The sequence below is a fragment of the Halotolerantifilum yawarlongkerapense genome (genome assembly GCF_054506745.1).
In genome coordinates this window covers 2,775,142-2,799,883 of sequence record NZ_CP199719.1, presented here as the reverse complement: position 1 = coordinate 2,799,883, position 24,742 = coordinate 2,775,142, and the positions used below count along the sequence as shown (strand labels likewise).

At 53.8% G+C, this 24,742-nt stretch carries 26 protein-coding genes and 3 tRNA genes; 12 read left to right on the top strand and 17 right to left on the bottom strand.

What is annotated here, in order from left to right:
• Position 1 precedes the first annotated feature (1 nt).
• Genes hisG through hisIE form a run of 8 tightly spaced genes read left to right on the top strand, consistent with a single transcriptional unit; the run spans position 2 to position 6,098 of the window.
• A complete protein-coding gene (hisG, locus tag ACULM0_RS13660; protein WP_463678092.1) occupies positions 2–625 on the top strand; it encodes an ATP phosphoribosyltransferase in 624 nt (207 codons plus the stop codon).
• Positions 622–1,887, top strand: coding sequence for a histidinol dehydrogenase (gene hisD / locus ACULM0_RS13655; protein ID WP_463678091.1), 1,266 nt, complete (start codon positions 622–624; stop codon positions 1,885–1,887). The genes hisG and hisD overlap by 4 nt, the downstream gene beginning before the upstream one ends.
• Complete coding sequence (locus ACULM0_RS13650) at positions 1,884–2,861, top strand: pyridoxal phosphate-dependent aminotransferase (protein WP_463678090.1); 978 nt, start codon at positions 1,884–1,886, stop codon at positions 2,859–2,861. The genes hisD and ACULM0_RS13650 overlap by 4 nt, the downstream gene beginning before the upstream one ends.
• Positions 2,854–3,420, top strand: coding sequence for an imidazoleglycerol-phosphate dehydratase HisB (gene hisB, locus ACULM0_RS13645; RefSeq protein WP_463678089.1), 567 nt, complete (start codon positions 2,854–2,856; stop codon positions 3,418–3,420). The genes ACULM0_RS13650 and hisB overlap by 8 nt, the downstream gene beginning before the upstream one ends.
• The gene (gene hisH / locus ACULM0_RS13640) at positions 3,420–4,046 is read left to right on the top strand and encodes an imidazole glycerol phosphate synthase subunit HisH (protein ID WP_463678088.1); all 627 of its coding nucleotides are present in this window, start codon (positions 3,420–3,422) and stop codon (positions 4,044–4,046) included. The genes hisB and hisH overlap by 1 nt, the downstream gene beginning before the upstream one ends.
• Positions 4,034–4,741 carry a 1-(5-phosphoribosyl)-5-[(5-phosphoribosylamino)methylideneamino]imidazole-4-carboxamide isomerase gene (hisA, locus tag ACULM0_RS13635; protein WP_463678087.1) on the top strand — a complete coding sequence of 236 codons (708 nt, stop codon included), beginning with the start codon at positions 4,034–4,036 and terminating at the stop codon, positions 4,739–4,741. Before hisH ends, hisA begins: the two co-directional genes overlap by 13 nt.
• Positions 4,735–5,487 (top strand): imidazole glycerol phosphate synthase subunit HisF, encoded by a 753-nt coding sequence (hisF, locus tag ACULM0_RS13630; RefSeq protein WP_463678086.1) that lies wholly within the window; start codon positions 4,735–4,737, stop codon positions 5,485–5,487. The genes hisA and hisF overlap by 7 nt, the downstream gene beginning before the upstream one ends.
• The gene (hisIE, locus tag ACULM0_RS13625) at positions 5,484–6,098 is read left to right on the top strand and encodes a bifunctional phosphoribosyl-AMP cyclohydrolase/phosphoribosyl-ATP diphosphatase HisIE (protein WP_463678085.1); all 615 of its coding nucleotides are present in this window, start codon (positions 5,484–5,486) and stop codon (positions 6,096–6,098) included. Before hisF ends, hisIE begins: the two co-directional genes overlap by 4 nt.
• 58 nt (positions 6,099–6,156) lie before the next feature.
• On the opposite strand, the gene ACULM0_RS13620 is transcribed toward hisIE, so the two are convergent.
• The 14 genes from ACULM0_RS13620 to ACULM0_RS13555 all read right to left on the bottom strand — a co-directional run bounded on the left by ACULM0_RS13620 (position 6,157) and on the right by ACULM0_RS13555 (position 18,018).
• A complete protein-coding gene (locus ACULM0_RS13620) occupies positions 6,157–6,867 on the bottom strand; it encodes a sulfite exporter TauE/SafE family protein (RefSeq protein ID WP_463678084.1) in 711 nt (236 codons plus the stop codon).
• Positions 6,860–7,333 (bottom strand): hypothetical protein, encoded by a 474-nt coding sequence (locus ACULM0_RS13615; protein ID WP_463678083.1) that lies wholly within the window; start codon positions 7,331–7,333, stop codon positions 6,860–6,862. Before ACULM0_RS13615 ends, ACULM0_RS13620 begins: the two co-directional genes overlap by 8 nt.
• Positions 7,334–7,404: 71 nt before the next feature.
• Entirely contained in the window at positions 7,405–7,539 is a 135-nt protein-coding gene (locus tag ACULM0_RS13610; protein ID WP_463678082.1) for a hypothetical protein, read from the bottom strand.
• A gap of 114 nt (positions 7,540–7,653) precedes the next feature.
• A tRNA-Leu gene (locus tag ACULM0_RS13605) sits at positions 7,654–7,739 on the bottom strand.
• A gap of 44 nt (positions 7,740–7,783) precedes the next feature.
• Entirely contained in the window at positions 7,784–8,092 is a 309-nt protein-coding gene (locus ACULM0_RS13600) for a transposase zinc-binding domain-containing protein (protein WP_463678081.1), read from the bottom strand.
• A gap of 133 nt (positions 8,093–8,225) precedes the next feature.
• Positions 8,226–8,311, bottom strand: a tRNA-Leu gene (locus ACULM0_RS13595).
• Between the two features lie 56 nt (positions 8,312–8,367).
• Positions 8,368–9,405 (bottom strand): nicotinate phosphoribosyltransferase, encoded by a 1,038-nt coding sequence (locus ACULM0_RS13590; protein ID WP_463678080.1) that lies wholly within the window; start codon positions 9,403–9,405, stop codon positions 8,368–8,370.
• An 82-nt stretch (positions 9,406–9,487) separates the two neighbouring features.
• On the bottom strand, positions 9,488–10,087 hold the full coding sequence (coaE, locus tag ACULM0_RS13585) for a dephospho-CoA kinase (RefSeq protein ID WP_463678079.1): 600 nt from the start codon (positions 10,085–10,087) through the stop codon (positions 9,488–9,490).
• Positions 10,074–12,728, bottom strand: a complete 2,655-nt coding sequence (polA, locus tag ACULM0_RS13580) for a DNA polymerase I (RefSeq protein ID WP_463678078.1) — start codon at positions 12,726–12,728, stop codon at positions 10,074–10,076. The genes coaE and polA overlap by 14 nt, the downstream gene beginning before the upstream one ends.
• 139 nt (positions 12,729–12,867) lie before the next feature.
• Positions 12,868–13,602 carry an SIMPL domain-containing protein gene (locus ACULM0_RS13575; protein ID WP_463678077.1) on the bottom strand — a complete coding sequence of 245 codons (735 nt, stop codon included), beginning with the start codon at positions 13,600–13,602 and terminating at the stop codon, positions 12,868–12,870.
• Positions 13,603–13,605: 3 nt separating this feature from the next.
• Positions 13,606–14,859, bottom strand: a complete 1,254-nt coding sequence (locus ACULM0_RS13570) for a DUF4349 domain-containing protein (protein WP_463678076.1) — start codon at positions 14,857–14,859, stop codon at positions 13,606–13,608.
• Between the two features lie 14 nt (positions 14,860–14,873).
• On the bottom strand, positions 14,874–15,443 hold the full coding sequence (locus ACULM0_RS13565) for an RNA polymerase sigma factor (RefSeq protein WP_463678075.1): 570 nt from the start codon (positions 15,441–15,443) through the stop codon (positions 14,874–14,876).
• 107 nt (positions 15,444–15,550) lie between these two features.
• The gene (locus ACULM0_RS13560) at positions 15,551–16,498 is read right to left on the bottom strand and encodes a metal-dependent hydrolase (RefSeq protein WP_463678074.1); all 948 of its coding nucleotides are present in this window, start codon (positions 16,496–16,498) and stop codon (positions 15,551–15,553) included.
• A gap of 212 nt (positions 16,499–16,710) precedes the next feature.
• A complete protein-coding gene (locus tag ACULM0_RS13555; RefSeq protein ID WP_463678073.1) occupies positions 16,711–18,018 on the bottom strand; it encodes a glucose-6-phosphate isomerase in 1,308 nt (435 codons plus the stop codon).
• 164 nt (positions 18,019–18,182) lie between these two features.
• Between ACULM0_RS13555 and ACULM0_RS13550 the strand changes: the two genes are divergently transcribed.
• Positions 18,183–18,269 (top strand) — tRNA-Leu (locus tag ACULM0_RS13550).
• Positions 18,270–18,343: 74 nt separating this feature from the next.
• Here the strand turns inward: ACULM0_RS13550 and ACULM0_RS13545 are convergent.
• From ACULM0_RS13545 to ACULM0_RS13535, 3 genes are all read right to left on the bottom strand, one after another.
• A complete protein-coding gene (locus ACULM0_RS13545) occupies positions 18,344–19,216 on the bottom strand; it encodes a GGDEF domain-containing protein (protein ID WP_463678072.1) in 873 nt (290 codons plus the stop codon).
• A gap of 41 nt (positions 19,217–19,257) precedes the next feature.
• A complete protein-coding gene (locus ACULM0_RS13540) occupies positions 19,258–20,073 on the bottom strand; it encodes a DUF6544 family protein (RefSeq protein WP_463678071.1) in 816 nt (271 codons plus the stop codon).
• A 100-nt stretch (positions 20,074–20,173) separates the two neighbouring features.
• The gene (locus ACULM0_RS13535) at positions 20,174–21,277 is read right to left on the bottom strand and encodes a DUF362 domain-containing protein (protein WP_463678070.1); all 1,104 of its coding nucleotides are present in this window, start codon (positions 21,275–21,277) and stop codon (positions 20,174–20,176) included.
• A gap of 110 nt (positions 21,278–21,387) precedes the next feature.
• On the opposite strand from ACULM0_RS13535, the gene ACULM0_RS13530 reads away from it, so the two are divergent.
• The 3 genes from ACULM0_RS13530 to ACULM0_RS13520 all read left to right on the top strand — a co-directional run bounded on the left by ACULM0_RS13530 (position 21,388) and on the right by ACULM0_RS13520 (position 24,595).
• The gene (locus ACULM0_RS13530; RefSeq protein WP_463678069.1) at positions 21,388–22,404 is read left to right on the top strand and encodes a dihydroorotate dehydrogenase-like protein; all 1,017 of its coding nucleotides are present in this window, start codon (positions 21,388–21,390) and stop codon (positions 22,402–22,404) included.
• Between the two features lie 47 nt (positions 22,405–22,451).
• Positions 22,452–23,372, top strand: a complete 921-nt coding sequence (locus ACULM0_RS13525; RefSeq protein WP_463678068.1) for a radical SAM protein — start codon at positions 22,452–22,454, stop codon at positions 23,370–23,372.
• 140 nt (positions 23,373–23,512) lie between these two features.
• Positions 23,513–24,595 carry an HD-GYP domain-containing protein gene (locus ACULM0_RS13520; protein WP_463678067.1) on the top strand — a complete coding sequence of 361 codons (1,083 nt, stop codon included), beginning with the start codon at positions 23,513–23,515 and terminating at the stop codon, positions 24,593–24,595.
• Positions 24,596–24,742 lie beyond the last annotated feature (147 nt).

Below are 24,742 nucleotides of genomic sequence, written 5' to 3'. Positions count from 1 at the left end.
CATGCTCAGGATCGCCATCAGCAAAGGCCGCGTACACAAGGCCTTCATCTCATTGCTTGAACAAGCGGGTTTCACCTTTGACCAGCTGAAAACCCGCAAGCTGATTATCGAGGATCGTGAGAAACGCCTCCAGCTCATCGAGGTCAAGGCCCCCGATGTCCCGCTGTACGTGGACAAGGGATTTGCCGACATTGGTATCGTCGGAAGCGATGTGCTCCTCGAGTATTCCGATGCTTTCTACGAACTGCTCGATCTGAAAATCGGCGTCTGCGATCTGTCTCTTGCTGCCAAGCCCGACTTCGATCGTACGCAGTACACCAACCTGCGGATCGCCACGAAGTACGAACGGCAGGCCCAGCGATACCTCGAGAAGATCGGGATCCCAGGAGAAATCATCAAGCTCAACGGTTCTGTGGAGCTGGGTCCGCTCCTCGAGATCAGCGACTGTATCATCGATATCGTGGAGACCGGGCGCACGCTCAGGGAGAACAACCTGGTGGTCAAAGAGACCCTGCGTTCCGTTAGCTCCCGCATGATCGCCAACAAGGTCTCTTATAAGCTCAACCACCGTCTGATCGATCGTTTGATCGAAGACCTGAAGCCCTTTCTGGAGGTGTCCGAATGAAACCCATCTTGCGCAGCGGGGACCCGGTCCCCAGCCCACCGACCCTCACAGGGGTCTCGGGCATCACAGAAACCGTCGCCAGCATCCTGAGCGCCGTGAAGAACAGAGGGGACCAAGCCCTCATCGCATACAACGAGCGTTTCGACGGTTTCAGCGGTCGAGACCTGTTGGTACCTGAAGTGGCGTTCGAGGAGGCCGCCGCATCTGTGGACCCGGATTTTTATGCGATCTTGAAAGAAGCCAGCGAAAACATTCGTACCTACCACGAGCAACAGCGGTTTCAGGATTTCTCCTATACCACGCCCGAGGGGGCCCGGATCGGGCAGCGCACGCTAGCCCTCGATGCCGTCGGTCTCTACGTCCCCGGTGGAAAGGCTACCTACCCCTCCACCGTGCTGATGAATGTAATCCCGGCCCAGTGCGCCGGAGTTTCTCGCATCGCCGTGGTGACACCGCCTGATTCCGATGGTAGCATTGACCCCTATGTCCTCGCTACCCTCGATTTTCTAGGGGTGCACGAGGTCTACAGAACCGGGGGCGCCCAGGCCATCGCCGCCCTCGCCTACGGAACCGAGCAAATGACCAGAGTGGACAAGATCGTGGGTCCGGGCAATGCCTACGTGGCTGAAGCCAAGAGGCAGGTCTTCGGCACCGTAGCGATCGATAGCATCGCCGGACCCTCCGAGATCCTGGTGCTGGCCGATGATAGTGCCGATCCCCTGTTTATCGCCCAGGATCTGCTCAGTCAAGCCGAGCACGACGAGGAGGCCCGTTGTTTCCTGCTCTCGACGGACGAAGACCTCTTCGAAAAGGTGGACGTCCTGCTCAGGGAGCGGATCGAGGCGAGTCCCCGACGGGAGATTCTAGAGGCTGTCTATAGCCAGGGACTCTACTATCTCCAGCGTGAGACCATGGAGGAACTCTTCGACCTGTCCAATCAACTGGCGCCAGAGCACCTGGAGCTTATGGTGCGCGATCAAGAGAAGGCCTTTTCGGCCCTCCGTCACTTCGGCAGTCTCTTTATCGGCCCCTTTAGCCCGGAGCCTGTCGGTGACTATTTCGCCGGTCCCAACCACACGCTACCCACGAGTGGGACGGCCAGGTTTTTCAGTCCCCTCTCCACCTATGACTTTTACAAACGCCAGAGTTATCTCGAGTACTCGGAGGAGGCCCTCCGTGCAAAAGGTAGTATGATCGCCACCTTCGCTGGTTTGGAAGGCTTGGTCGAACACAAGCGAAGCGTGGAGGTGCGTCTGAAATGATCCTGTTGAATGCCAATGAAAATACCCGTCACTACGTCGACCTGAATCCAGATGACTGGGCTTGCTTTGATTTCAACCGTTATCCCGATACGACCTACAGGAGCCTGTTGACCAAGCTGACTGCCCCCTACGGGCTCACGCCCGACGAAGGGATCCTGACCAACGGCTCTGATGAATTGATCCAGCTGCTGATCATGGCCTACACCACCGCCGATCAACCGGTGGTGAGTTTAGAACCTACTTTCAGCGAATACCGAAAGCTGGCCACGGGACTCGACCGCCCCTATGTGGGGATCGAACCACTAGCGGATCTGCGCTTCGATGTGGAGGGTTTGATCGAGTACCTGGCAGACCGCCCCGACGCACTGGTCTTTCTCTGTTCACCCAATAATCCCACGGGACAATCCCTTGGGGAAGACGATGTAAGGCGCGTCCTAGAAGCCACCGAGAATATCGTGGCCCTCGACGAAGCCTATGTGGAATTCTCCGACCGCGGGAGCCTGACGGCCATGGCGAAAGAGGAGCCGCGCTTGATCGTGCTCCGCACCCTCTCCAAAGCCTATGGACTCGCTTCCCTGCGCGTGGGCTACGGGATCGCCCAGAAAGAAACCCTGGCGGCCATCCACGCCCGCCGTATGCCCTACAACGTCAGTGGCCTCTCGGTCTACGTGGCGGAGAAGACTGTCGATCGTGTAGATATCCCTAGGGTCCGCGAGGCCATCCGCAGCGAAAGGGAGCGCTACTACGAGGCGCTCGCCCAGCTTGGCATCCCCTATCTACCCTCTGATGCAAACTTCGTGATGATCCGTCCCAAGGACCCGCAGAAGATTGCGCTCGCCATGCACAGGGCTGGCATTGTCCTGCGTGTTTTCAAGGAAAATCTGCTCACCGATCGGATGCGGATCACCATCGGATCACCAGAAGAAAACGACCTTGTACTCAGCCTGTTGAAGGAGGCGATCAAAGATGCGTAACACCCAGCGAACACGTGAAACCAAGGAAACGCAAATCGACCTATCCCTGACCCTCGGCGGTGACGGTGGACAGGATATTCGAACGGGCATCCCCTTTTTCGACCACCTCGTTGAGATCTTGTGCCGTTACATGGGAACCGAGGCAAGGTTGGTTGCCTCCGGCGACCTGGCCCACCACTTGGTGGAGGATGTGGGCATCGTCTTTGGTGAGGCCCTCCGGGATCTCTACCAACAGAATAAGAAGATCAAACGCTTCGCAGACCGAACGGTCCCTATGGACGATGCCCTCGTCCTCTGTTCCGTCGATGTGGCGGGACGTCCCTACCTCGGATCCACCATGGACATGACGGGGCAGATCGAGGACTTCGATCTTGAAAACGTTCGTGAGTTTCTGCAGGCTCTGGTGAATCACGGGCGCTTCAATCTCCACCTCAGGCCCCAATGCGGTCTGAACAAGCACCACATTGTAGAGGCTGGCTTCAAGGGCCTGGGCCTCTGCCTGAAAGAGGCCTTCGCTGAAAATGATGAACTGCTCTCAACGAAGGGAGCGCTGGAGTGATGAAACGAATCGTGATTGTCGACTACGGTGTCGGCAACATCTACAACCTGACCAACGCGGTGAAGAAAGTGGGCTGCACGCCTCTTCTCACCGATGACCCCGCGGCGATCCTAGCTGCTGACCTTGCCATTCTCCCTGGCGTAGGGGCCTTCCGCCCTGCCATGGAAGCACTGGAGGAAAAAGGACTCATCGCCGTCCTTGGCCAGCGCAATCGAGAGAAAAAACCCCTGATGGGTATCTGTCTAGGTATGCAGCTCTTTTACGAATCGAGCGAGGAAGATGGTCCTGTAGCGGGTCTTGGATTCTTGAAGGGTAGCCTGCGCCGCTTTTCCGATCCTTCGCTGAAGGTCCCGCACATGGGATGGAATGAATTGGAACCTGGTCGCGCGGAGGACTTTCTCAAGGCGTCGCTTTTCGATTACGTTTATTTCGTTCATTCCTACTACTTAGAGGGTGGCGAGCCCGAGACCTATGTGGCCACAGCCGACTACGGCGTCACGGTACCAGCACTCGTTCACAACGGCCACCTGACGGGCCTGCAGTTTCACCCGGAAAAGTCCGGCGAAGTGGGTCTCGAGATCTTGAGAGCCTGTATAGAGAAAGGAGGGGTCACATGTTCCGAGTGATTCCGGCCATCGATATATCGGATGGCCAGGCGGTTCGTTTGAAACAGGGGGACTTCAAGGAGAAAACCGTGTATTTTGACGATCCCCTTGACGCGGCGAAACACTACCAGCGCAATGGAGCCTCGATGCTACACGTGGTGGATCTCGATGCCTCGAAAGAGGGACGTTTCATCCACCTCGACAAGATTTTAGAGATGAAAAAACTCGGCCTGTCCATCGAATACGGTGGCGGGATCCGCTCCTACGAGATGGCCGAGGAGCTAATCAAACGGGGCCTCGACCGTATCGTCGTGGGGACGCTGGCCACAACGGACAAGACGGCCCTGCTCAAGCTGCTCCGCCGCTACCGTGATCGGGTGGTGGTTAGCCTGGATGTGAAGGACGGGCGCGTGATGACGGAGGGATGGCTGACAGACGCGAACCTCCCGCTGGACCAAGCCCTCAGAGAATGCACGAACTTCGGCGCCTACCGGGTGCTGATCACGGATATTTCCAAAGACGGGATGCTGTCAGGACCGAATCTCGCCCTCTATCGGCAACTGAAAGCGGCCTATCCCCTATCGCTCATCGCCTCAGGGGGGGTGAAGGATTACGCCGACCTGGTGGCCCTGAAAGAAGCCGGAATCCCGGAGGTCGTCGTGGGTAAGGCCTTTTACGAAGGAACACTGGATATTAAGGAGGCCCTCTCATGTTAGCCAAGCGTTTGATCCCCTGTCTGGACATCAAGGATGGCATGGTGGTGAAAGGGGTGAAATTCGAGGACGTTATCCCCATCGACGATCCCGTGGCCCTATCGGCCTACTATGCAGACCAAGGGGCGGATGAGCTGGTCTTCTACGATATCACCGCTTCCCACGAAAGAAGAAAGAATCTTTTCGACCTTGCCCGTCGCGTGGCGGATACCATCAATATTCCCTTCACCATCGGGGGTGGCATCGCCTCCCTCGATGATTTCGACGAGGCGCTGAAATCCGGCGCCGATAAGGTGAGCATCAACTCCTCGGCCGTGGCCGATCCCGACCTCATCAATGCGGCTTCAAAGAAGTACGGGGCCCAGTGTGTTGTGTTGTCTATCGACGGCAAACGCGAGGCGGGCGATTGGTACGTGTACCTCAAGGGCGGTCGCGTCCGTACGGATCGCAAGGTGCTCGATTGGGCATTGGAAGGTCAGCGACGAGGCGCCGGTGAGATCGTCATGAACAGCATCGACCAAGATGGCGTGAAGACGGGATACGATCTCGAACTGCTCTCCCTCTTGACCGACAACCTATCCATTCCTGTCATCGCCTCTGGAGGAGCTGGTTCTCGAGACCATATTCTCGAGGCCTTCACCCTCGGGGGTGCCGATGCCGCGCTGGCGGCGAGCATTTTCCACCGGAAAGAAATCATGATCCCAGACTTAAAACACTACCTACGAGGCAAAGGACTGATCATACGATGAAATTACCCGAACTAAAGTACAACGCCGACGGACTGCTACCGGCCATCATACAGGACGCCAGCTCTGGGAAGGTCCTGATGCTCGGCTACATGTCGCCCGCATCCATCGAAAAAACCCTCGAGACCGGTCTGGTCACCTTCTTCTCGCGTAGCCGGCAGACCCTCTGGACCAAGGGCGAGACCAGCGGTAATACCTTGTCTCTTCGCTCCGTCGCCTACGACTGCGATGGTGATGCCCTCCTCATTCGGGCTGAAGCCTCAGGACCCACCTGCCACACCGGCGAGGAGAGCTGTTTTTACCGTGAGCTCCTGGCCGCCGACGAGAGCAATCTCAACGACACACTCTTTTCCCTCGAGAAAGTGATCGCCACCAGAAAGCGTGATCTACCGGAGGGCTCCTACACCACCTACCTTTTCGACAAGGGTCTTGACAAGATTCTCAAGAAAGTGGGCGAGGAGGCTGCCGAGGTGATTATCGCGGCAAAGAACACCGACCAGGGCGAGGTGATCGCCGAGAGTGCCGATCTACTCTACCACCTCTTGGTGTTACTGAGGGAAAAAGAAATCCCCCTGTCCAGGGTCATGGAAAAACTAGAAGAACGAAAAAAATAACCCCGAACAGAGCAAGCCCCCCTGCGCAATCATCCTGCGCAGGGGGGCTTGTTGTTGACTAAAGGGTTGAGGTCAGGGAGATAATGCCCATGACCAGAACGAGCGCCAGGGTAAATCGCTTGAACTGCTCCGAAGGGATCTTGTGGCCGATGATCAGACCGGCGGACACGCCGAGCACAAGGGCGGGCAACAGTTTGATAGAGAATAGCAGCAACTCGCTATCGATGAGACCACCGGCGATCTGCATCGGTATGGTCACCACGTTCAAAATCAGAAAGAATGTCGTCAGCTGCCTCCGGAAGGTCACCTTTGGCACGTCTAGGTTGTTTAGGAACAAGATCACGGGAGGACCGGATAGACTGATGGACCCGTTCAGCATACCACTGAAGAGCCCCACGGCCCCGTAGGCCAACCGCTTGTTCTTCACCGTAAAACGGGTTCCGAGCAGCATCAGCAAGGCGGAGACCAGGATGAACAGGCTGGTAAACCGCTTGAGCGCGAGCTCGGGTATCACCAGAAGCAGATAGGTACCCAGTGGTGTGGCCACAATGCCCGCGATCACGAGCAGGCCGATTTCCTTGATATTCTCCGGCAGACCGATGCGCCATAAAATCAGCACGTTGATCACCAGAGAATAGAGAATCAACAGGGGCACCAGGGTCTTCATCGGTAGGAAGAAACCCAGGAGTGGAACGGCCAAGATGGAGAACCCGAAGCTCGTCATGCCTTGTACGAGTCCAGAGGTGAAGATGATCAAAGCGCTAAGCATCGGTCACCTCTCCATCCAGCCAACGGGAAAAATCATCACTCACCAACAGGTTGCCGAAGCGATAGTCCAACAAAAGATCGTAATGCTTGAAGCGCCAGGCGAGAGGGGCCCGGTTGATGAAGAATGAAATCTTCTCCTCCATCAAGGACGCGATCATATCCTCGTCTTCAGGTGAAATCTGGGCTTCGAACCGAAAGAAGATTTCCTTACGACCGCGGATCAAATAGTCCAGAATGGATGTTTTCTCCTTGTCCAGTTCCCGCTCCTCGCTCTTGGACTCGATCCCGTGCTTGTCGAAGAGCGTCGCGATATGCTCTCTCTTGGCATCCACGTAGGCCTTCTCATTGTCGATGACCAGGTAGAGGGGCTCATCCTTGGCAAAGAGCCGCTTTAGGGTATCGCGTGCCTCTTCACTTTGGTGTGGCATCATCCGGTAGGGACGATCGTAGATTTTTCTTATTTCCATCGTTCTCACCCTTTCGCTCTTAAAGAAAAATGGTCCTAGAGGACCATGTCGATTACAGAGGGTTGTTCTTGTTATCGCGTGCTACCACGTTTGACCAGCTCAGCGCGGATCTTGAGGACAGCGGCTTCGATGTTGACTACCACAGGCTTATCCCGTCTAGAGGAAGTGGCCTGCGCCAGCGCAGGGCCCTTCATCTGCCCGACCACGGTAGCCCTCTTTCCGAGATTTCGATCTCGGGTGTACGGATCGACACCTCTCCTCAGATTATACCAAAAAAGAAAAAACCTGCCTACTCTTTCGGTAGACAGGTTTGTTGTCTTTGGTGCGGAAGATGGGATTTGAACCCATACGATCGATTGATCACTGCCCCCTCAAGACAGCGTGTCTGCCGTTCCACCACTTCCGCGCGATTTGGCAACAAGATTAGTATACGTGTTTTGGGTAGGGTTGTCAATACGTCCGTACGGATCCCCTTGCATTTTTTGCGGTACATCGAAAAGCTGTCCCGATGCCCAATCTCGGATTACAAAACCTACTTTTACAGGTGAATCCAATTATCTTTTCTTCGGCGCAATGGGTACACTTATATTTGATATACCCACCTTTTGGATCTCCACATTCGATCATCTTCTTCACTTGAGATTGAATCTGCTCTCGTTGCGACTCTGGAAACTTATGGGCATTTTCTTTCCAGAAGTCTGCAAAGTGATCCCTGAAGATATCTTTTATTCTGTATTTGGCATCAACAGTTGTTTTCATAGTATCAGTTTATCTTTCCTCTCTACTGATGCCAACTACTTATTCTCATTTCATCCACATCTCTTTGCGCATGCTATTTCCTAAGCTACAAAAAAGAACCCCATCCGGTTCTCCGGATGGGGTCTTTGTCGACTGGTGCGGAAGATGGGATTTGAACCCATACGATCGATTGATCACTGCCCCCTCAAGACAGCGTGTCTGCCGTTCCACCACTTCCGCTCGTTTGAGCCGACAAGAATATTATAATCGCTTACAATACTCTTGTCAACATCAAATCAGAAATCGATTTTCTTGAGCTTAGGGTTCTCCACGAGCCCGGGGATCCTGCCCCGTTTGGCCGTAGCCTGCCCCTTTACCATTTTCAGATCCATGGTCATATCGATGGGCCCTGCTGCCGAAATGTAACTCCCGACACCGAAGGAGTCCGCACCAGCTTCAGACAGAAGCTCGATTCGTTCGGGGGTCAGGCCACCAGATACAAAGATTTTCACATGCTGGTGGCCTGCCAGATCGAGTTTCGCTCGCATCTCCCGGATCAGACCAGGCGTCACGCCCCCCCGTTCCGATGGCGTGTCCACCCGGACACCGTAGAGCTGATCGCCCAGCGCATCGGCGATACGAATCGCCTCTTCCACTTCGTCCTTGAAGGTATCGATCAGAATAGTCCGCTTGTGCTCCGGTGGCATGATCCGGTTATAGGACTCTGCTACAGCCAGGGTATCCCCTGCGATGAGCATGGCGCTATGCGGGACCGTGCCTGACGGCTCGATCTCCAATAGACGCGCTGCCAATATACAGCTCGCCCCCATGGCGCCACCGATAACGGCCGCCCGCTCCATGACGGGGGCTATCGCGGGGTGCACGTGTCGCGCACCAAAACAGAGAAAGTCCTTGTTACCGCAGGCTACTTTCACCCTGCGGGCTGCCGTCGCCCAACCGGAAGCGCTGGCCAACATCCCGAGAATCGTTGTCTCGAAGACCGCAAAGGCCGAATAAGGTCCCTTGATCCGAAGGACCGTGTCTTTTGCATGAAAAGATTCACCCTCGTCAATTGCCCAGACCTCCAGGTCCTTTCCCCTGAGCAAGTTTAAAACTTCCTCGATACCCACGAAGATGCCATCTTTCCGTGGAAAGATCTCCGCAACGACCTCGGCATCCTTCAAGCCCATATCCTCTAAAATATCCAGCGTCCGTAAAAAATAGACGTCGGTTGTAGCTGCCTTCACAATCTCATCATGCGTAGCGGCGTGCACGCGGCGGTTTTCCTCCACTTGCACATCCTTGAGATCGGCTAGGCTCCCAAGTTCTTTCATCAACGTCGCCTCCAATGCCTTCCAAAATCATTCAAAATCAATTATAGACTATTTCCGGGGGGGATTCAACCGAGAAAGATCGTTACATTTTTCTCAAGTTCACCAGAAAAGCAGTCACTTTCTCCCAGAGCTCCTCCAAATTACCATCGTTTTCGATCACCACGTCGGCAAGCTGCCTCTTCTCTTCCATGGGCATTTGGGACCGGATCCGGTCGACCGCCTCTTCACGGCTCAAGCCATCGCGATTCTTCAACCGCCGGATCTGTGTTTGCTCATCGACAGCCACTAAAAGAGAAAAATCCACCCGCGCCTGCATGCCCCATTCGAAAAGAAGCGGTGCATCGAGAAAGATAATGTGCCCTTTGGTCTCTACTAGCTGTCGGTTGATTTCGTCGTTGATATAGGGTTTCATGATTTCGTCCAACCGCTTCCTCTGCTGCTCATCGGAGAAGACGACGGCCCCCAGTGCTTTCCTGCGTAGTCTTCCAAAATCGTCGACCATCTCATCCCCGAAGACCTCTCGGATGCGCTCGAGAGCGGGTTCGCCCGGCTCCACGACCTGTCGTGCGATTTTGTCGGCATCGACCACAGGGTAGCCCATGTCACGAATCAGGGCGCTCACTGTGCTCTTACCAGAGGCGATTCCGCCTGTGATTCCTATGGTGCGCTTACTTCGCTTCATACCAGCTGTCTCCGACACCTACGTCGACTTTCATGACGACCGCCAGGTCGTAGGCTCCCTGCATTTCCTTGATCAGGAGCGCTTTGACTTTGTCGACTTCTTCTTCGGGTGCATCGATGATCAGTTCATCGTGCACCTGGAGGATCAGCTTGGCCTCTAGCCCTTCTGCTTCGAGCGCTTCTGAAACTCGGATCATGGCCATTTTGATGATATCAGCAGCGCTCCCCTGGATTGGCGTGTTCATGGCATTTCTCTCACCAGAAGCCCTGAGATTAAAATTCTTCGCATTGATCTCAGGAATATAGCGGCGGCGGTTCAGTAGCGTCTCCACGTACCCCTGCTCCTTGCACTGTGCGATCTGCTCGTCCATGAAGGTCCGCACCTTGGGGTACTTCTCGAAGTAGGCATCGATGTACTCGGCCGCTTCTTTTCGGCTGATCCCCAGATTCTGCGAGAGGCCGTAATCGCTCATCCCGTAACTGATCCCGAAGTTCACCTCTTTGGCGCGGGAGCGCTGGAGGCTCGTCACTTCATCGAGTGTCACACCGAAGACTTGGCTCGCCGTCAGGGTGTGGATGTCCACCCCTTCGTTGAAGGCGCGGATCAACTCCTTATCCCCGGACATGTGAGCCAGCACCCGCAGTTCAATCTGCGAGTAGTCGGCCCCAACGAGCTTCCTCCCTTCACCGGCGATAAAGACCTTTCGGATCTTACGCCCCTCCTCGAGGCGGATCGGAATATTCTGCAGGTTGGGATCCGTGCTACTAAGCCTCCCGGTCACCGCCACCGTTTGGTTCAAGCTGGTGTGGATGCGACCGGTCTCCGGATTGATCACAGAAAAGAGACCATCGATATACGTGCTCTTTAGTTTCGCGTAGGTACGGTAATCGATGATCGAAGCGACGATCGGGTGCTTGTCCTCCAACTTCTCGAGAACTGCGTGCGCCGTCGAATAGCCCGTCTTGGTTTTCTTCACCGGCGGCAGACCCAAGCGCTCAAAGAGGATTTCACCCAATTGTTTCGGCGAGTTGATGTTAAAGGTCTCCCCCGCCTCATCATAGATGGTCTTCTCAATCTTCTCGATTTTCTCATCGAGTTCTTCTCCGATTTTCTCTAGGATCGATGCATCCACATTAAAGCCCTGCCACTCGATGTCCGAAAGAATGCTCACGAGCGGCAGCTCCACCTCACTGTAAAGTGGCCACTGCTCTTGGTCGCGTAGGACCTGCTCGTAATCTTCAGACAGTTTCTTGCCCACGGCCAGCTCCCCGGCGAGAAAGGCGGCGAGTTTCTCCCGCTCAAGGGCACCGTAAGCTTTCTCGCTCTTTCCCTTGCCCCTCAGCGATTCTTCCGAGGTAATGGAGAGCCCTAGGCTTTCCATCGCCAGATCCGAAAGCGCATAGCTGCGGCGCGAGGGATCAATCAGATAGGCGGCAATGTAGAGATCGAAGGCGACGCCCCGCAGACGGGTACCGTACCTGCGAAAGAACAGGTGGTCCTGCTTGGCTTCGAGGCATCGCTTCTCCACCGTATCATCGGCCATGATCGCGAGTAAATCCTGGTGGGGGCCTGTCTCAGGAACGGCATAATAGTAGGTTTCCCCATGGATCAGAAAGGCGATGGCCACGCCCTTGTCGTTTCTCAGATAGTCGGGATCCCGCACGGTTTTTAAGGTGCACCCCTTCTCCTTCAGGTGACCGATCAAGGCTTTGATGTCCTCTTCCCCTATGTACGTGATCTCCGTCTCGGGATGTTCTGTCACCGCTTCATCATCCGCCTGATTTTTCAAGCGCGGAATGAGACTCTTGAAGCCATAGCGCACGAACAAATCGACGGAGTCCTCCACATCTAGGGTCCCCATGGCAAAATCCTCGAAGGAGAAAGCCAGCGGAACGTCCACCTTGATGGTCGCCAGCCGTTTCGATACCAGCGCTTGTTGGGCGTGTTCTTGGACCAGGTTGCGGTGACGCTTGTTTTCGATTTCATCGGCACCCTGTACAACGGCTTCTACACTTTCGAAGGTATCGAGAAACTTGAGTGCCGTTTTGGGGCCCACACCGGGAATCCCAGGAATGTTATCCGAGCTGTCCCCGCTGAGACCCTTGAAATCCGTGACCCGTTCGGGATAGACGCCAAAGTCCTCCTTAACGGCCTCGCGGTCATATACAGCCAGATTGGAGATACCGCGCTTTGTGTAAAGAACGGTGATCTGATCATCTACCAACTGGAAGAGGTCCTTGTCGCCGGAGACAACCAGAACTTCAAATCCCTCGGCTCCCCCCGTCTTCGCTACCGTTCCAATCAGGTCATCGGCTTCGAATCCCTGGAGTTCAAGCCTGCTGATCCCCAGTGCATCGAGCACTTCTTTGACGATGGGCATCTGCTGTGCCAGTTCATCGGGCATGCCCTTACGCGTGGCCTTATACTCCTTATAGTCCTCATGTCGGAAGGTGGGTCCCTTCAGGTCAAAGGATACGGCGATATAACCGGGCTTTTGTTCCTCCAGCAACTTGAACAGCATATTGATGAAACCGTAGACCGCGTTGGTATGCACGCCCGCCTCATTGGTCAACTCCGGGATGGCGTAGAACGCTCTGTTCATCAGGCTATTACCATCGATCAATACCAGTCTTTTCGTCAAATGATGACCTCCTCAGATCTCTATGCTACAGAGAGGTGCCGAAAACGTAGCCACCCTCCTTCTTCCTTATCCGCATAAATTAATTATATCATAAAAAAGACCCCGGGCTGAGCGCTCGGGGTCTTTGGATGGAAGTTCATCAATAACCGTAGGAAACCGTTACATTGGCCTTCACTTCGAGATCCCCACTTTGGATGGGGGTACTCGCAGCTTCCTCCGTTGCAGCCATATCCATCGCCATCGGTGCCTCGCGGTAGATAGGCCCACCGTAGGAAGATTCATTGACGGTCAGAGGTGCTCCGGGCGTCTGCCCAAAGGTTCCCATGATTGCCGTTGCCTTTCCCTTGGCATTTTCCATGGCCAGTTTCAATGCCTCGTTGTAGTGCTGGCTCTGGTCTTTGAGGGCAAAGCGCACACTGTGGATGTTGTTCGCTCCGGCAGCTGTCACCCCATCGATGATCTCACCCACTCGGTCGAGCTCATCTACCGTCACCTTCACGGTATTCTGGGCCATGAAGTACTCTTCACGACTGTTCTCATAGTGGTTGTACTGTCTGTTGAGCGAGTAGCCGAGGGTCTCAATATTCTCCTCATCGATCCCCAGCTGCTCGAGGGCGCGCATGATGCGATTCATCTTGTCACGCGCTTCTGTCTGCGCGACATCGGCATCTGCGTTCTGTGCTTGGATCCCCACGTTGACATAGGCCACGTCCGGCTTGACGAGCATTCGTCCTTCTCCGTTGACCGTTACGCGGTTTGTGTTCTCGGGTTCTTCCGCCTCGACAGTGGGAGCGGCTAGGTTCAAACTATCGAAAGCGATGAAACCCACGGCCAGCATCACGATCATCAATCCTGCTAGTGCTTTGTTACGCATGGTTTAACTCCTCCTTTTCTTACGCTTGATTATCCAAATGACCACTAGACCCACTAGGCCCAGGGTCACGAGCGTCGGTAGATTGTAGGCGATGGCAACAAGCAGATCTTCACCACCGGCGATCAGTCGGTTCACCGCTCCAACGAGAGCGTCCGTCAGACGATCACCCAAGGTTTTGTCGATCGGTCGAATCTGATCGTCGTAATTCTGCACTTGGTTGAGGGAAACGTTGATTGTAGCAAAATCAGCCAGCTTTTCCCAGCGTGCCACCTGCCCTTTCATGGCGTCGATCTCCGTTCTCAAACGGGCGAGTTCTCGCTCGATTTCGATCACATCAGGGACCTCTGTCGCTTCCTCCATGAGTTCGCGCAAACGTTGCTCCGATGCTTCTAGGTTCTCGAGTCTATTCACCGTATCGCGGTACTGGTCGGTGACATCGTAGCTAGAGATCTCTTCGTTCTTCACCACACCGTAATTTCGGATGCGGTCGATCACCTCGGCCAGATGCGCTTCGGGGACCTTGAGTTCCATAAAGCCGGCCTTGAGGGAACGGTCCGTCTCCACAGGGTCATAAGTCTTGTAGTACACGTTAGCATTGGCCACGTAACCACCGCGTTCGTTCGTCAGGCTCTCCAGACCATCGAAGACCGCATCAAAATCCAGTATATCGAGATGAAACTGTAGATTCTTGATGATCAGTCGATCTTGTCGGTAACCGTCTCCGGTCTCTGCCTCCATCTCACCGAAGCTCTCTTCAACTGCATCGGCCGGCATTTCGCCGCTCCTGACCATGTTGTCTTGTGCTTTCGTCGGTACGGCTTCCATCATGGGGGCTTCCGCTGGGACCGCCCGGTCTTCCATAACGGCACTCTCGTAGCTCGCTCCGCCCATTCTGAGTCCATCCATACTTCCGATCACCACGGCGATCACCAGGAAGGATGCTGCGATGCCACCGGCAACTTTAAACCACGTTCGCTTGATCAGTGGTTTCTTCTGTTCTTTTTTCTCCGGTCGCTGAATGGGAGTGGGCTCTTGATCGGCTTCGATCAAACGCTTGTTCAGTGAGTCTTCAAACCCCTGGGGTAGCGGCAACAGCTCTTCTTCTGACAGCAGATCGCGAATCAAGCGACGATCGGCCAGTTCTCTTGCGCAGTCGGGGCAGGACCCGATGTGTCTATCGAAATCGATTTGCATGGCCTCATCCAATTGACCGTCTAAGGCGGCGTCGATCAGTGTTAAACATTTTTTGCAGTCCATGGGTCTACCTCCTTTCATGTGAGGTCACCTCGGAAGGCCTGGCGAGCGAGAACAGCCAGGTGTTCTCGTCCTCTGGATATTCTGCTCCTCACTGTGCCAACAGGCACATCGAGGACCTTCGCGATGTCATCGTAACTCATCTCTTGAATCTCTCGCAAGATGATCACTTCTCTGTATTTGGGGTCCAATCTGCTGAGGCACTCCCTGAGTTCCCTTCGCAGCTCCTCCCGCTCTACCTGCTCGAGCGGTGCATAGGAGGGGTCCTCATCGGCGATCGCCATGACGCGGTTCTTCTCGTCTGTCATGGACAAGGTGGGATGGGATCGTCTGAAATGATCGCGACAAGTGTTGATCACGATCTGGTATAACCACGTGGAAAACTTGGCGCGTCCGTTAAAGCGGCCGATGGATCTGTAGGCCTTGATAAACGCGTCCTGCGTCACGTCCTTGGCATCTTCTTCGTGACCGAGCATGCGATAGGCGATGTTATAAGCATAGCGCTGGTGTTCACGAATCAAATCTTCGAACGCACTCACATCACCTTGCTTGGCCCGTGCGAGCAGGTCTTTTTCTCTTTGGCTCACGGCATGAAGCCTCCTCTCCGATGAAACGTTTCTATCCTTATGACGTATATACCCTATAGAAAGTTCCATCATCGACGAACCTTTTTCAAAAAAAAAGAAAAGCCGCCTCAGGCAGCTTCGTGGACCAAAATTTTCTTCTCCAGTGAGTAGGGATGCACGTAGGAGTGGAGTACATTCGACTCTTTATCGAGGTGGATTGTCGCGTGGTGCATGAAATCATCTCGAAAATGGTACCTCAGATCGATAATCTTCAGAATGATCTTCTCTGCTTCTTCGAGTTTCACGATATGGTAGTTGGGTGTGAAATCCTTGAAGTACTCCCCAACGTTCGTACGGTTGAACACATCGAGAAAGTGCTCCTGCTCATCATCGAACATAAACCTTTCCACAATCTCCACTGCGCTCTTAAATGGGTCGTACTTGCCAACGGTCTGTCCGCACTCGGTCTCCATGACGAAATCCCATTTGTGAAAAGCCTTCAGCGAGGGTAACATCGTGATCTTCGACGGTTTCAAGGCACGGTAGCGCTTGAGCACACGTCCTGCTGAGAAACGCTTCATCGCGAAACGCAGAGCGAGATAACCGAAGAAAGACACGGCGGTTATGGTCAGTGTCACGGGAGTGTGTGCTCGGTAGAAGATGAGATACAAAGCCATCACACTGATGAAAGGATCATAGAGCGATAGCAAATTCGCTTTGATTTTCTTTCTAAAAAGTTGTGCACCGTAGGAATTCAGGATATCGAACAGGGTGTGACTGAGCGCCCCCAGTAGCGTGAAAGCGAAGACCTCTAGCACGGCCATCGCGGGGAAGAAAAAGAACAGACCCGCTGTGATCAACACTGAATAACCTGCGAGTGCCGGTAGACTGTGGGAGAAGCCACGGTGGCTCTTGAGATACACCATTTCATCTTTGTATAATCGAACGACCACATCGAGATCGGGACTCATGGCCCCGAGCATCGCTCCGATGGTCATGGGATTGGTCAGGCTGACGGGTTCTTGTGAAAATGCAGATAGTGCGGCGCCGATGACGCCGTGGGTTATGGGATCCATCTTTCACCTCTGATTCGATACCTCGGTTGCCGTCGCTTTTTTATCCTCGTGAAATTTATTTTCATGTAGAAATTTATACACTGCTTAGCTTACAATCACCATTATACCGCCTCGGGGTGATAAAATCAACTCTTATGTCATCCCGCTCCAGTGCAGTATACATATAAAAAGATCCCGTTAATGGGTCACGGGATCTCCTCTTCTGCTTCTGTTTAACGGGCTCTGAGCTCTTTTGCCAGGTCTTCAAAACCCGGTTTCCCCAGAAGGGCAAACATGTTCTTTTTATAGGCCTCAACACCGGGCTGGTCAAAAGGATTCACGCCGAGTAGATAGCCACTGATACCGCAGGCCTTCTCGAAGAAATAGAGCAGATGGCCAAAGTGATGGGCATCGAGACGATCGATCTCGATCAGTAGGTTCGGTACCCCACCGTCGACGTGAGCCAACAAGGTCCCTTCAAGGGCACTCCGGTTCACCTCGGAGAAGGTCTTCCCCGCTAAATAGTTCAACCCATCTAGGTTTGCGTCGTCCGCTGCGATCGTCACGTCCTTATCGAAGTGTGTGATGTGTACCACTGTTTCGAAGAGATCTCTGCGACCGTCCTGGATGTATTGCCCCATGGAGTGTAAATCCGTTGAGAAATGAACGCTGGCGGGAAAGATCCCCTTGAGGTCCTTACCCTCTGACTCCCCAAAGAGTTGCTTCCACCACTCGGCAAGGTAAGTCAACTGCGGCTCGTAATCCACCAGAATCTCCGTGGTCTTCCCACGATTGTAGAGACAATTGCGGACGATAGCATATTGATAACACAGGTTTTCCTCGAGATCCAGGCTCTTGTAGGCCTCTTGGGCTTCCACGGCGCCAGCCACAAGTGCGCGGATGTCAATCCCGGCACAAGCGATGGGTACCAAGCCAACGGGCGTGAGCACCGAGTAACGTCCGCCCACGTCATCCGCGATCACATACGTTTCATAGCCCTCTTGATCGGCCAGCGTTCTGAGTGCACCCTTATCCGCATCGGTGGTCGCCACGATCCGCTCCTTGGCACCCTCTTTACCGTACCGGTCTTCAAGCTCCTGTCTCAGCACACGAAAGGCCAAGGCCGGTTCGGTTGTGGTCCCTGACTTTGAGATGACGTTCACAGCAAAATCTTTGCCCTCCAGGTAGGCCATCAGCTCATGGAGGTAACTGCCGCTGATCTGGTGCCCCGCGTAAAGAATCTCCATACCCTCGCTACCGAAATGAGGGGACAGCGCTTCAATCGTTGCCTTGGCACCGAGATAGGAACCTCCGATTCCTATGACCACCAGGATATCAGCGTCTCGGGAGAGCTTGTCCGCGGTCCGCTCAATCTTCGCAAGCTTTTCCTCTGTTATCGTAGCGGGCAAATCCACCCAACCGACGTAGTCGCTTCCAAGTCCCGTTTTGTCGTGTAGCATCTCATGGGCCACCTTAACAAAAGGTGCCAATCCTTGCATCTCATCCTTCGTGATTCCGCTGTGTTCTAATACTAGCTTCATAATATGCCTCCTTTGCTCTCTTCACTCTTCTCATTATAAGCGATGGATTCCCCACGGGAAAGGAGGCTTTCGCATCTTTTCCCAAATGACCAATAACCTGAAGGGATTTTTTAACCACAGCATCTTGCCAGCGTGCCACTTTGTGTGTTATGATATTTGGGCGGGCCGAAGTGGTGGAACTGGCAGACGCGCTGGACTCAAAATCCAGAGCCTTTCGGGGCGTGTGGGTTCGATTCCCACCTTCGGCACCAAGTCATAAAGAACGCTCTCCGTACAACGGAGGGCGTTCTTTTATTTCCTTCATCCCTCTCCCTCACGGATGGGTTCAGAGGATCAATGAGCAGTTGCCGCCCTTGCCCTTAGCCTCCTCGAGGTGTTTTTTTGCCTGCTCGATCATGTCGTCGACACCCGCGACCGCTTCCCCGTTCACCGCGCCGCCCACTGTCACGGTCACATCGATCGACGTACCGTCAACAACGAAAGACTCTCTCTCGACGAGCGACTTCAGTTTGTCGCCGATTTTGCGGGTGGCTAGAAAATGCGCTTGCCTCAGGATCACCATAAGCTGTCTATCGCGAAAACGACCCACCCAATCGTAGTCCCCGCGTATCGAACCGTTCAGTAGGCTCACGAGTTCCAAGAGGACGTGGTTTGTGATTGCCTGACCGTGGTCGTTGAGGATCTCTTCGTACTGATCCACTTCAAAGAGCAGAAGGCTCAGCGCTCGTCCGTCGAGCTGAGCGCCGAAAAGTTCCACAGGCAGGCGATCTTCAATGTAATGCCTATTATAAGCTCCCGTGCTACCGTCCCTTACGATTCTGGCGTTTCCCTCCTCGACTAACTCGACCATGGACTTTTTTGTGCTCGTCGGTCCATCCATCGTCTCAAACTGTTCGGTCACGTCCTTCTGTAGCTCCACAATATAGAGTTTTCCTTGGTATTCGACGGGAGATGCGGTCACATGCAGGATCCGATCTCCGCGTGTCTCGTATTTATGAGCGGTTTCCAGTGTATTGGTCGCCCGCATGGCGATGCAGTTCTCACAAGCGTGAATTTTATCGAAATAGGCGAAGCAACTAGGTCGTTGCTTGGCACTGCTCATCAGTACTTGATGAGATAGTGGGTTGACCACGACAATATCGTCGCAGCAATGCTTGAAAAACCCCAATCGCTCTTTCGCCGCTGTCAGTAAATCCATTTCTGATTAGTCCCTCCCTGGGGCGAACACTTCTTGCTCATCTAGAAGTATGCCACTTCTTCAACGCGAACTTCCGCTACGGGAACTTCTTGTTCCGTTCGGTACTGCCAGCTCAACCGAGTGGCTGTAACCATCTCTCTTCCATTTCGTTCCCCGCGGTCCGTTACGCGTCCGCCGTAGGGGATCCAACCGTAGGAGCTCGAAGCGTTCTCCCTTCCCCATCGGTTCAACCAAACAGCCGCGATACGCCCATCATCGTCCAACTCGATGTTCAGGGTGATCACCTCGCCTAGCATCTCAAATGAAGCGACGACCTCGTGCTCGTGGTTGACCTCCCATTTGATTCCTTCTGTTCTGAGAAAGCTAGGGCAGAATAATGCCGATAGAACGGCCAGTTCGCCCACATGTGACTTCTCCACATCTTGGCTGAAGCTTTTGTACAGTGGGAAGAGATCAAAGAGTGCGAGATCCCGCCCACCATCTTCCTCGTACAGGTAATCGGCTCCCGACAGAATCATCGGGAAGGGACCGGTCCGCATCTTGGTGATAAAACCTTCAAAGGGGGCAAGGGTGATGTTCTGTTTGACGTCCACCCAACTGGTTTGTCCGGGTCTTATGCGCATGCGCCCCGATGCTTTCAAATCCACCCCGTCATCCGGTTCTTGGGGAAGCTGGGCGAGCAACCGTTTCACCGGCTCTTTCATCTGAGATAATCGCTCCGTTTCCAGCCCTGATTTCGTTTCAAAGTCCCGCAGTTTTTGATCGATCTGGACCATTTCTTTTATAAACAGTTGTCTTTTCATATAGTAGTAAGTCACAATGGCCGCGAGTAAAATGATGAGTACAAGAATTGTCATGTTGCGTGCCTCCTCTCGAAAATGTGTTTGTTTCCCTTTCGTCTTATTGTTACCCTTTCGATGTCATCAAAAACGTAAGAAAAGCTGGGATTTTCCCAGCTTATATCTCAACGAGCTCGTAAGTTGTGGATCCAATGCCTATTTCTTGCCCATAGTGAAGTTGGATTTCACCACGCGAATGGGCATGAACACCTTTGAATTTATCTGCACCTTCCTCATGGTTGCACTTCAGCTGGCTATCTTCATTCCCGCGTGCGGCATTCACGAGATCAAAGCAGGCTTGATCGAGAGCAATCGGGTCTGTAGACGCCAAGATACCGATGTCCGGAACGATCGGCGCATCGCTCCACGGAGCACAATCGCACAGGGGGGTTACGTTCATCACGAAGTTGATGTAGCCTATTTTCCCCTCTTTACCTACGACGGCGCCAAGAGCATATTCCGTCATACGCTCCATGAAGTCCTCGAGCTCCGTCGCCCAGTCCATATGGATCGCTTTGGTTGGGCAGACGGTCGTACACTCGCCACAACCTACGCAAAGCTCCTGGTCTACCTCGGCAATGGTTCCGACGGTGATAGCTGCCTCGGGACACACCTCCGCACAGGCTCCGCATGTGATGCAGGTTTTTTCATTGACCAAGATCACCACATCGTGTTGCTCTTTTTTTCCCTGAGCCGGGGCACAGCCCATCGCGAGGTTCTTGATGGCACCACCGAATCCAGCCTGTTCATGGGCCTTGAAGTGACTCATGACCAACATCGCGTCGGACTCGACGATGTCCGATGCAATCTTGACCGATTGAAAGTGTTTTTTTTCGATGGCCACGGACTGGTAACTCTGACTCCTGAGCCCATCGGCAATGATCACGGGCGCTCCGAGCACCGCATAGGTGTAACCGTGGGCATTCGCGATGTTCAAATGATCGATGGCGTTGTGTCGTTTCCCGGAATAGAGTGTGTTCGTGTCTGTGACGAACACACGATCCGTTGTCTCCTTGATCTTCCCGATCACCTCACGGGCGAAAACCGGGCTGATGAATCCATCGTTCCCCTCCTCACCGAAATGAATCTTCAGTGCGACCATGTCCTCTTTTTCGAGCAGGTTGTGAAAACCCGCTTTTTCGAACAGTCTATTGACCTTGGCCACTTTACTCGTTTTCTTGGAGTGCGAACGAAGATTGGCAAAATACACTTGACTTCTCATTGGAACCCTCCTTTTCCTACTCTTATTATAACATGTATCTCCCTTTCGCAAAAAAACCGATCCTTACGACAAGATTAAAAATCTCACGCCCGGGTATCAAGAAGTTGGAGGTGAAGATATTGAGTATGGAAACGACCTATCTGGGTCTCAAACTCAAATCCCCGATCATCATCGGGGCGAGTCATATGACGGGCCAGCTCAAGACCCTGAGGGAACTGGAGAACCAAGGCGCAGGAGCCGTGGTCATCAAGTCCCTCTTTGAAGAAGAAATCCAATACATGAACCTGCAGGCTAAAGACATGAAGGAGGAATTCGAGGAACGATATGCAGAAATGATCTCTGTGTTCCCACATTTTGAAGACTTCGGTCCTGAACGGCACCTGAAGTTTCTCGGCGAGGTCAAGGAAAGTCTCCAGATTCCAGTCATCGCTAGTCTCAACTGCGTTCACGATGCAGTATGGGTGGATTACGCCAAGAAGATCGCCGCAACGGGTGTAGACGCCCTCGAGCTGAATCTCTACCAAACGCCTGTCAGCCTGGACAAAAGCAGTTCCGAAATGGAAGAAGAATTGCTCTCCATGTTGAAGAAAGTACGCGAAGCCGTGGATATCCCCATCAGTGTCAAGCTGTCTGAACAGTACACCAATCCAGGGCACATGGTCAAGCGGATGGATGAGATCGGTATCGATGGTTTCGTCCTGTTCAATCGACGCTTTCTGCCGGATGTCAACATTTATGACCTCAAGCTAAAGTATCCTTTTAACCTCTCGCACGCAATGGACTACCGCGCTTCCGTCCAAATGATCGGGCTCTTGTCTGGAAAGATCGAGGGCACACTCATCGGATCGAACGGTATCCTAACCGCCAACGACGTGATCCGTATGTTGCTCGTAGGTGCCGATGCCGTGCAGATGGTCAGTGGGATTTATAAGAATGGCATCCCCTACCTATCGGAAGTGCTCGAAGAAATTGAACACTGGATTCAAAAACAGGGGTTCAACACCCTCGATGATTTCCGCGGAAAACTTTCGAAGGAGAATGTGACGGATCCACTGGCTTATGAACGCAGCCAGTATATCGATCTGCTGACGAACAAAGACCAATTGATCAAGGATTTCCAAGTATAGGGTTTTCGCCCTATACTTTTTTTCATCGCACAACAGGAGGTGTTGCTATGTCCATCGATCGCTTTGTCTACGGCCCCGTTCCCTCACGGCGGATGGGTCTCTCCCTTGGGGTCAGCCCCATCCCCAAGAGCACCTGCAACCACGCCTGCGTCTATTGTCAACTGGGAAGAACCAAGCACATGACGAACCGCCGGCAGACCTTCTTCCCCGTGGATGAGATCCTGGCCGAGGTGGACCGATGGCTTTCCACGGGCCGCCAGGTGGATGTGATCACCATCGTTGGGGAGGGCGAGCCGACTCTCTACGCCGATCTCGGGTCCCTGATCCGCGGGATCCAGGCCATGACCGCTCTACCCGTCGCCGTCATCACCAATGGAGCGCTTCTCTACGAAGCCGATGTTGCCGAGGCGCTACGGACCGCCGATCTCATCCTGCCTTCTTTGGACGCACCGGATAAAGAGCTTTACCACCAGATCAACCGTCCCCACGGTTCCCTGAACTTTGAGCATGTCATCGATGGTCTTAGGACCTTCTCGCGTTCCTACCGCGGCAAGCTATGGATCGAAACCATGATTCTCGGCGGTATCAATGATTCGGACGGGGTGCTCCACCGGCTTCGCGATCTGATCGATACGATCGACCACGAGCGCCTCTTTGTGAACACACCGGTGCGCCCACCGGCTGAATCCGATGTGACAGAGCCCTCCGCTGAGCGGATACAGGCCGCCATGCGCATCCTGGGGGGTACGGCCATCGACCAGCTCCTTTCAGAGGGATTCGTCAGCGACATCGAGGATCCCGTGGAGGCGGTTCTGAGCATCATCCGTCGCCACCCCATGAACCAGTACGAAATACGGTCCTTCTTCAACAGCCGGAAGGAAGCGGACCCGGATGAATTGTTGGCTAAACTCGATCGGGATCCTCACGTGAGGGTCGTCAACTATAAGGGCTACAAAACCTACCGCTGAGGGCCCATGGATGAGAAGGTTTTTGAGAGTTCTCCTCGTTCATCCTGTTGATGACTACCGGGAGTCGTTCATATTTGGTATGATGAGTATATCGAATCACCGGGCCAGGTGCCCTTCCCCGTAGGAGAAAGGACTGAAACATGCGCGCAGTACCCACCCAGTTGATCCCCGACGACGCCGTTCTCGCCGAAGATCTCTACGCCCCATCCGGGAGGATCCTCCTGAAAAAGGGCGCCTCGCTGACCTCGAAACTGATCGAGAAGATCAATCAAAATAAAATCTACACCATTTACATCAATGACCGTCACTCGACGAACGAGATCGAACCCATCGTCAACAGAGAGCTGAGACAGAGTGGTATGCTCCTGATGAAGCGGATCTTCCAGGCTGTCTCCCACAGGGACTCAGAAGGGCGATCGAAACCCCTGACCATCACGCCCTATCTCAATGAGCTGTCCAAGCTCACGGAAGATGTCCTCTACGAGATTTCCTCTGCTAAGGATCATCAGCTGGACTACATCGATATCAAGTCCCTCGACGACTACCTCTACGCCTCGGCCTTCAACGTCGCCATTCTATCGGTGATCTTGGGTTGGCAGCTGAAGCTCCCCAACGACCACCTCCGCAATCTTTTCGTCGGGGGACTCTTCCACGACCTGGGCTTCTGTTTCTTGGACAGGGAGACGCTCTACAAGCCCGATGAGCTCACGCGCGAGGAGAAGCTCAAAATTCTCCAGCACCCGATCATGGGCCACCAATACATCAAAGACCAGCCCTTCGCAAACGCCTTTGTGAAGGTGATCACCCTGCAGCATCACGAACACATCGATGGATCGGGCTATCCCAACCGGGTGGACCGGGAGAAAATCCACCAGCTCGCGCAGATCGTGGGTATCGCCGACATCTACGACGCCATGACCTCCGATCGTCCCTACCGAAAGGCCCTGACACCCTCCGATGCTCTGGAATATCTCATGGGCGTTTCCGGCCGCCATTTTGACCAGGAGATTGTCACGGCCTTTATCAGTAAAGTGAATCCATACCCCGAGGGGAGCCTGGTGAAGCTGAACACCGGCGAAATCGCTGTGGTCGATCTTGTCCATCCCCAGCTGCCCCTACGCCCGAAAATTCGCGTGATCAAGGGCACGGGAGAAGACACCACCTATGAAGAGAGAAATCTTCAAGAGGACTGGAACATCGTGATCCAAGAAGTCCATTTCTAAAAAGTACCGGTGAACGCATATGCGTTCGCCGGTACTTTCTTATCCTATATTCCGCAGGATACACGATGGTTCAGTCTGAACGAATCTCCTGCTTAATCGGATCGACTAACCCCTTAGACTTAGCAAGCGTCCCCATCAAATCGCCAC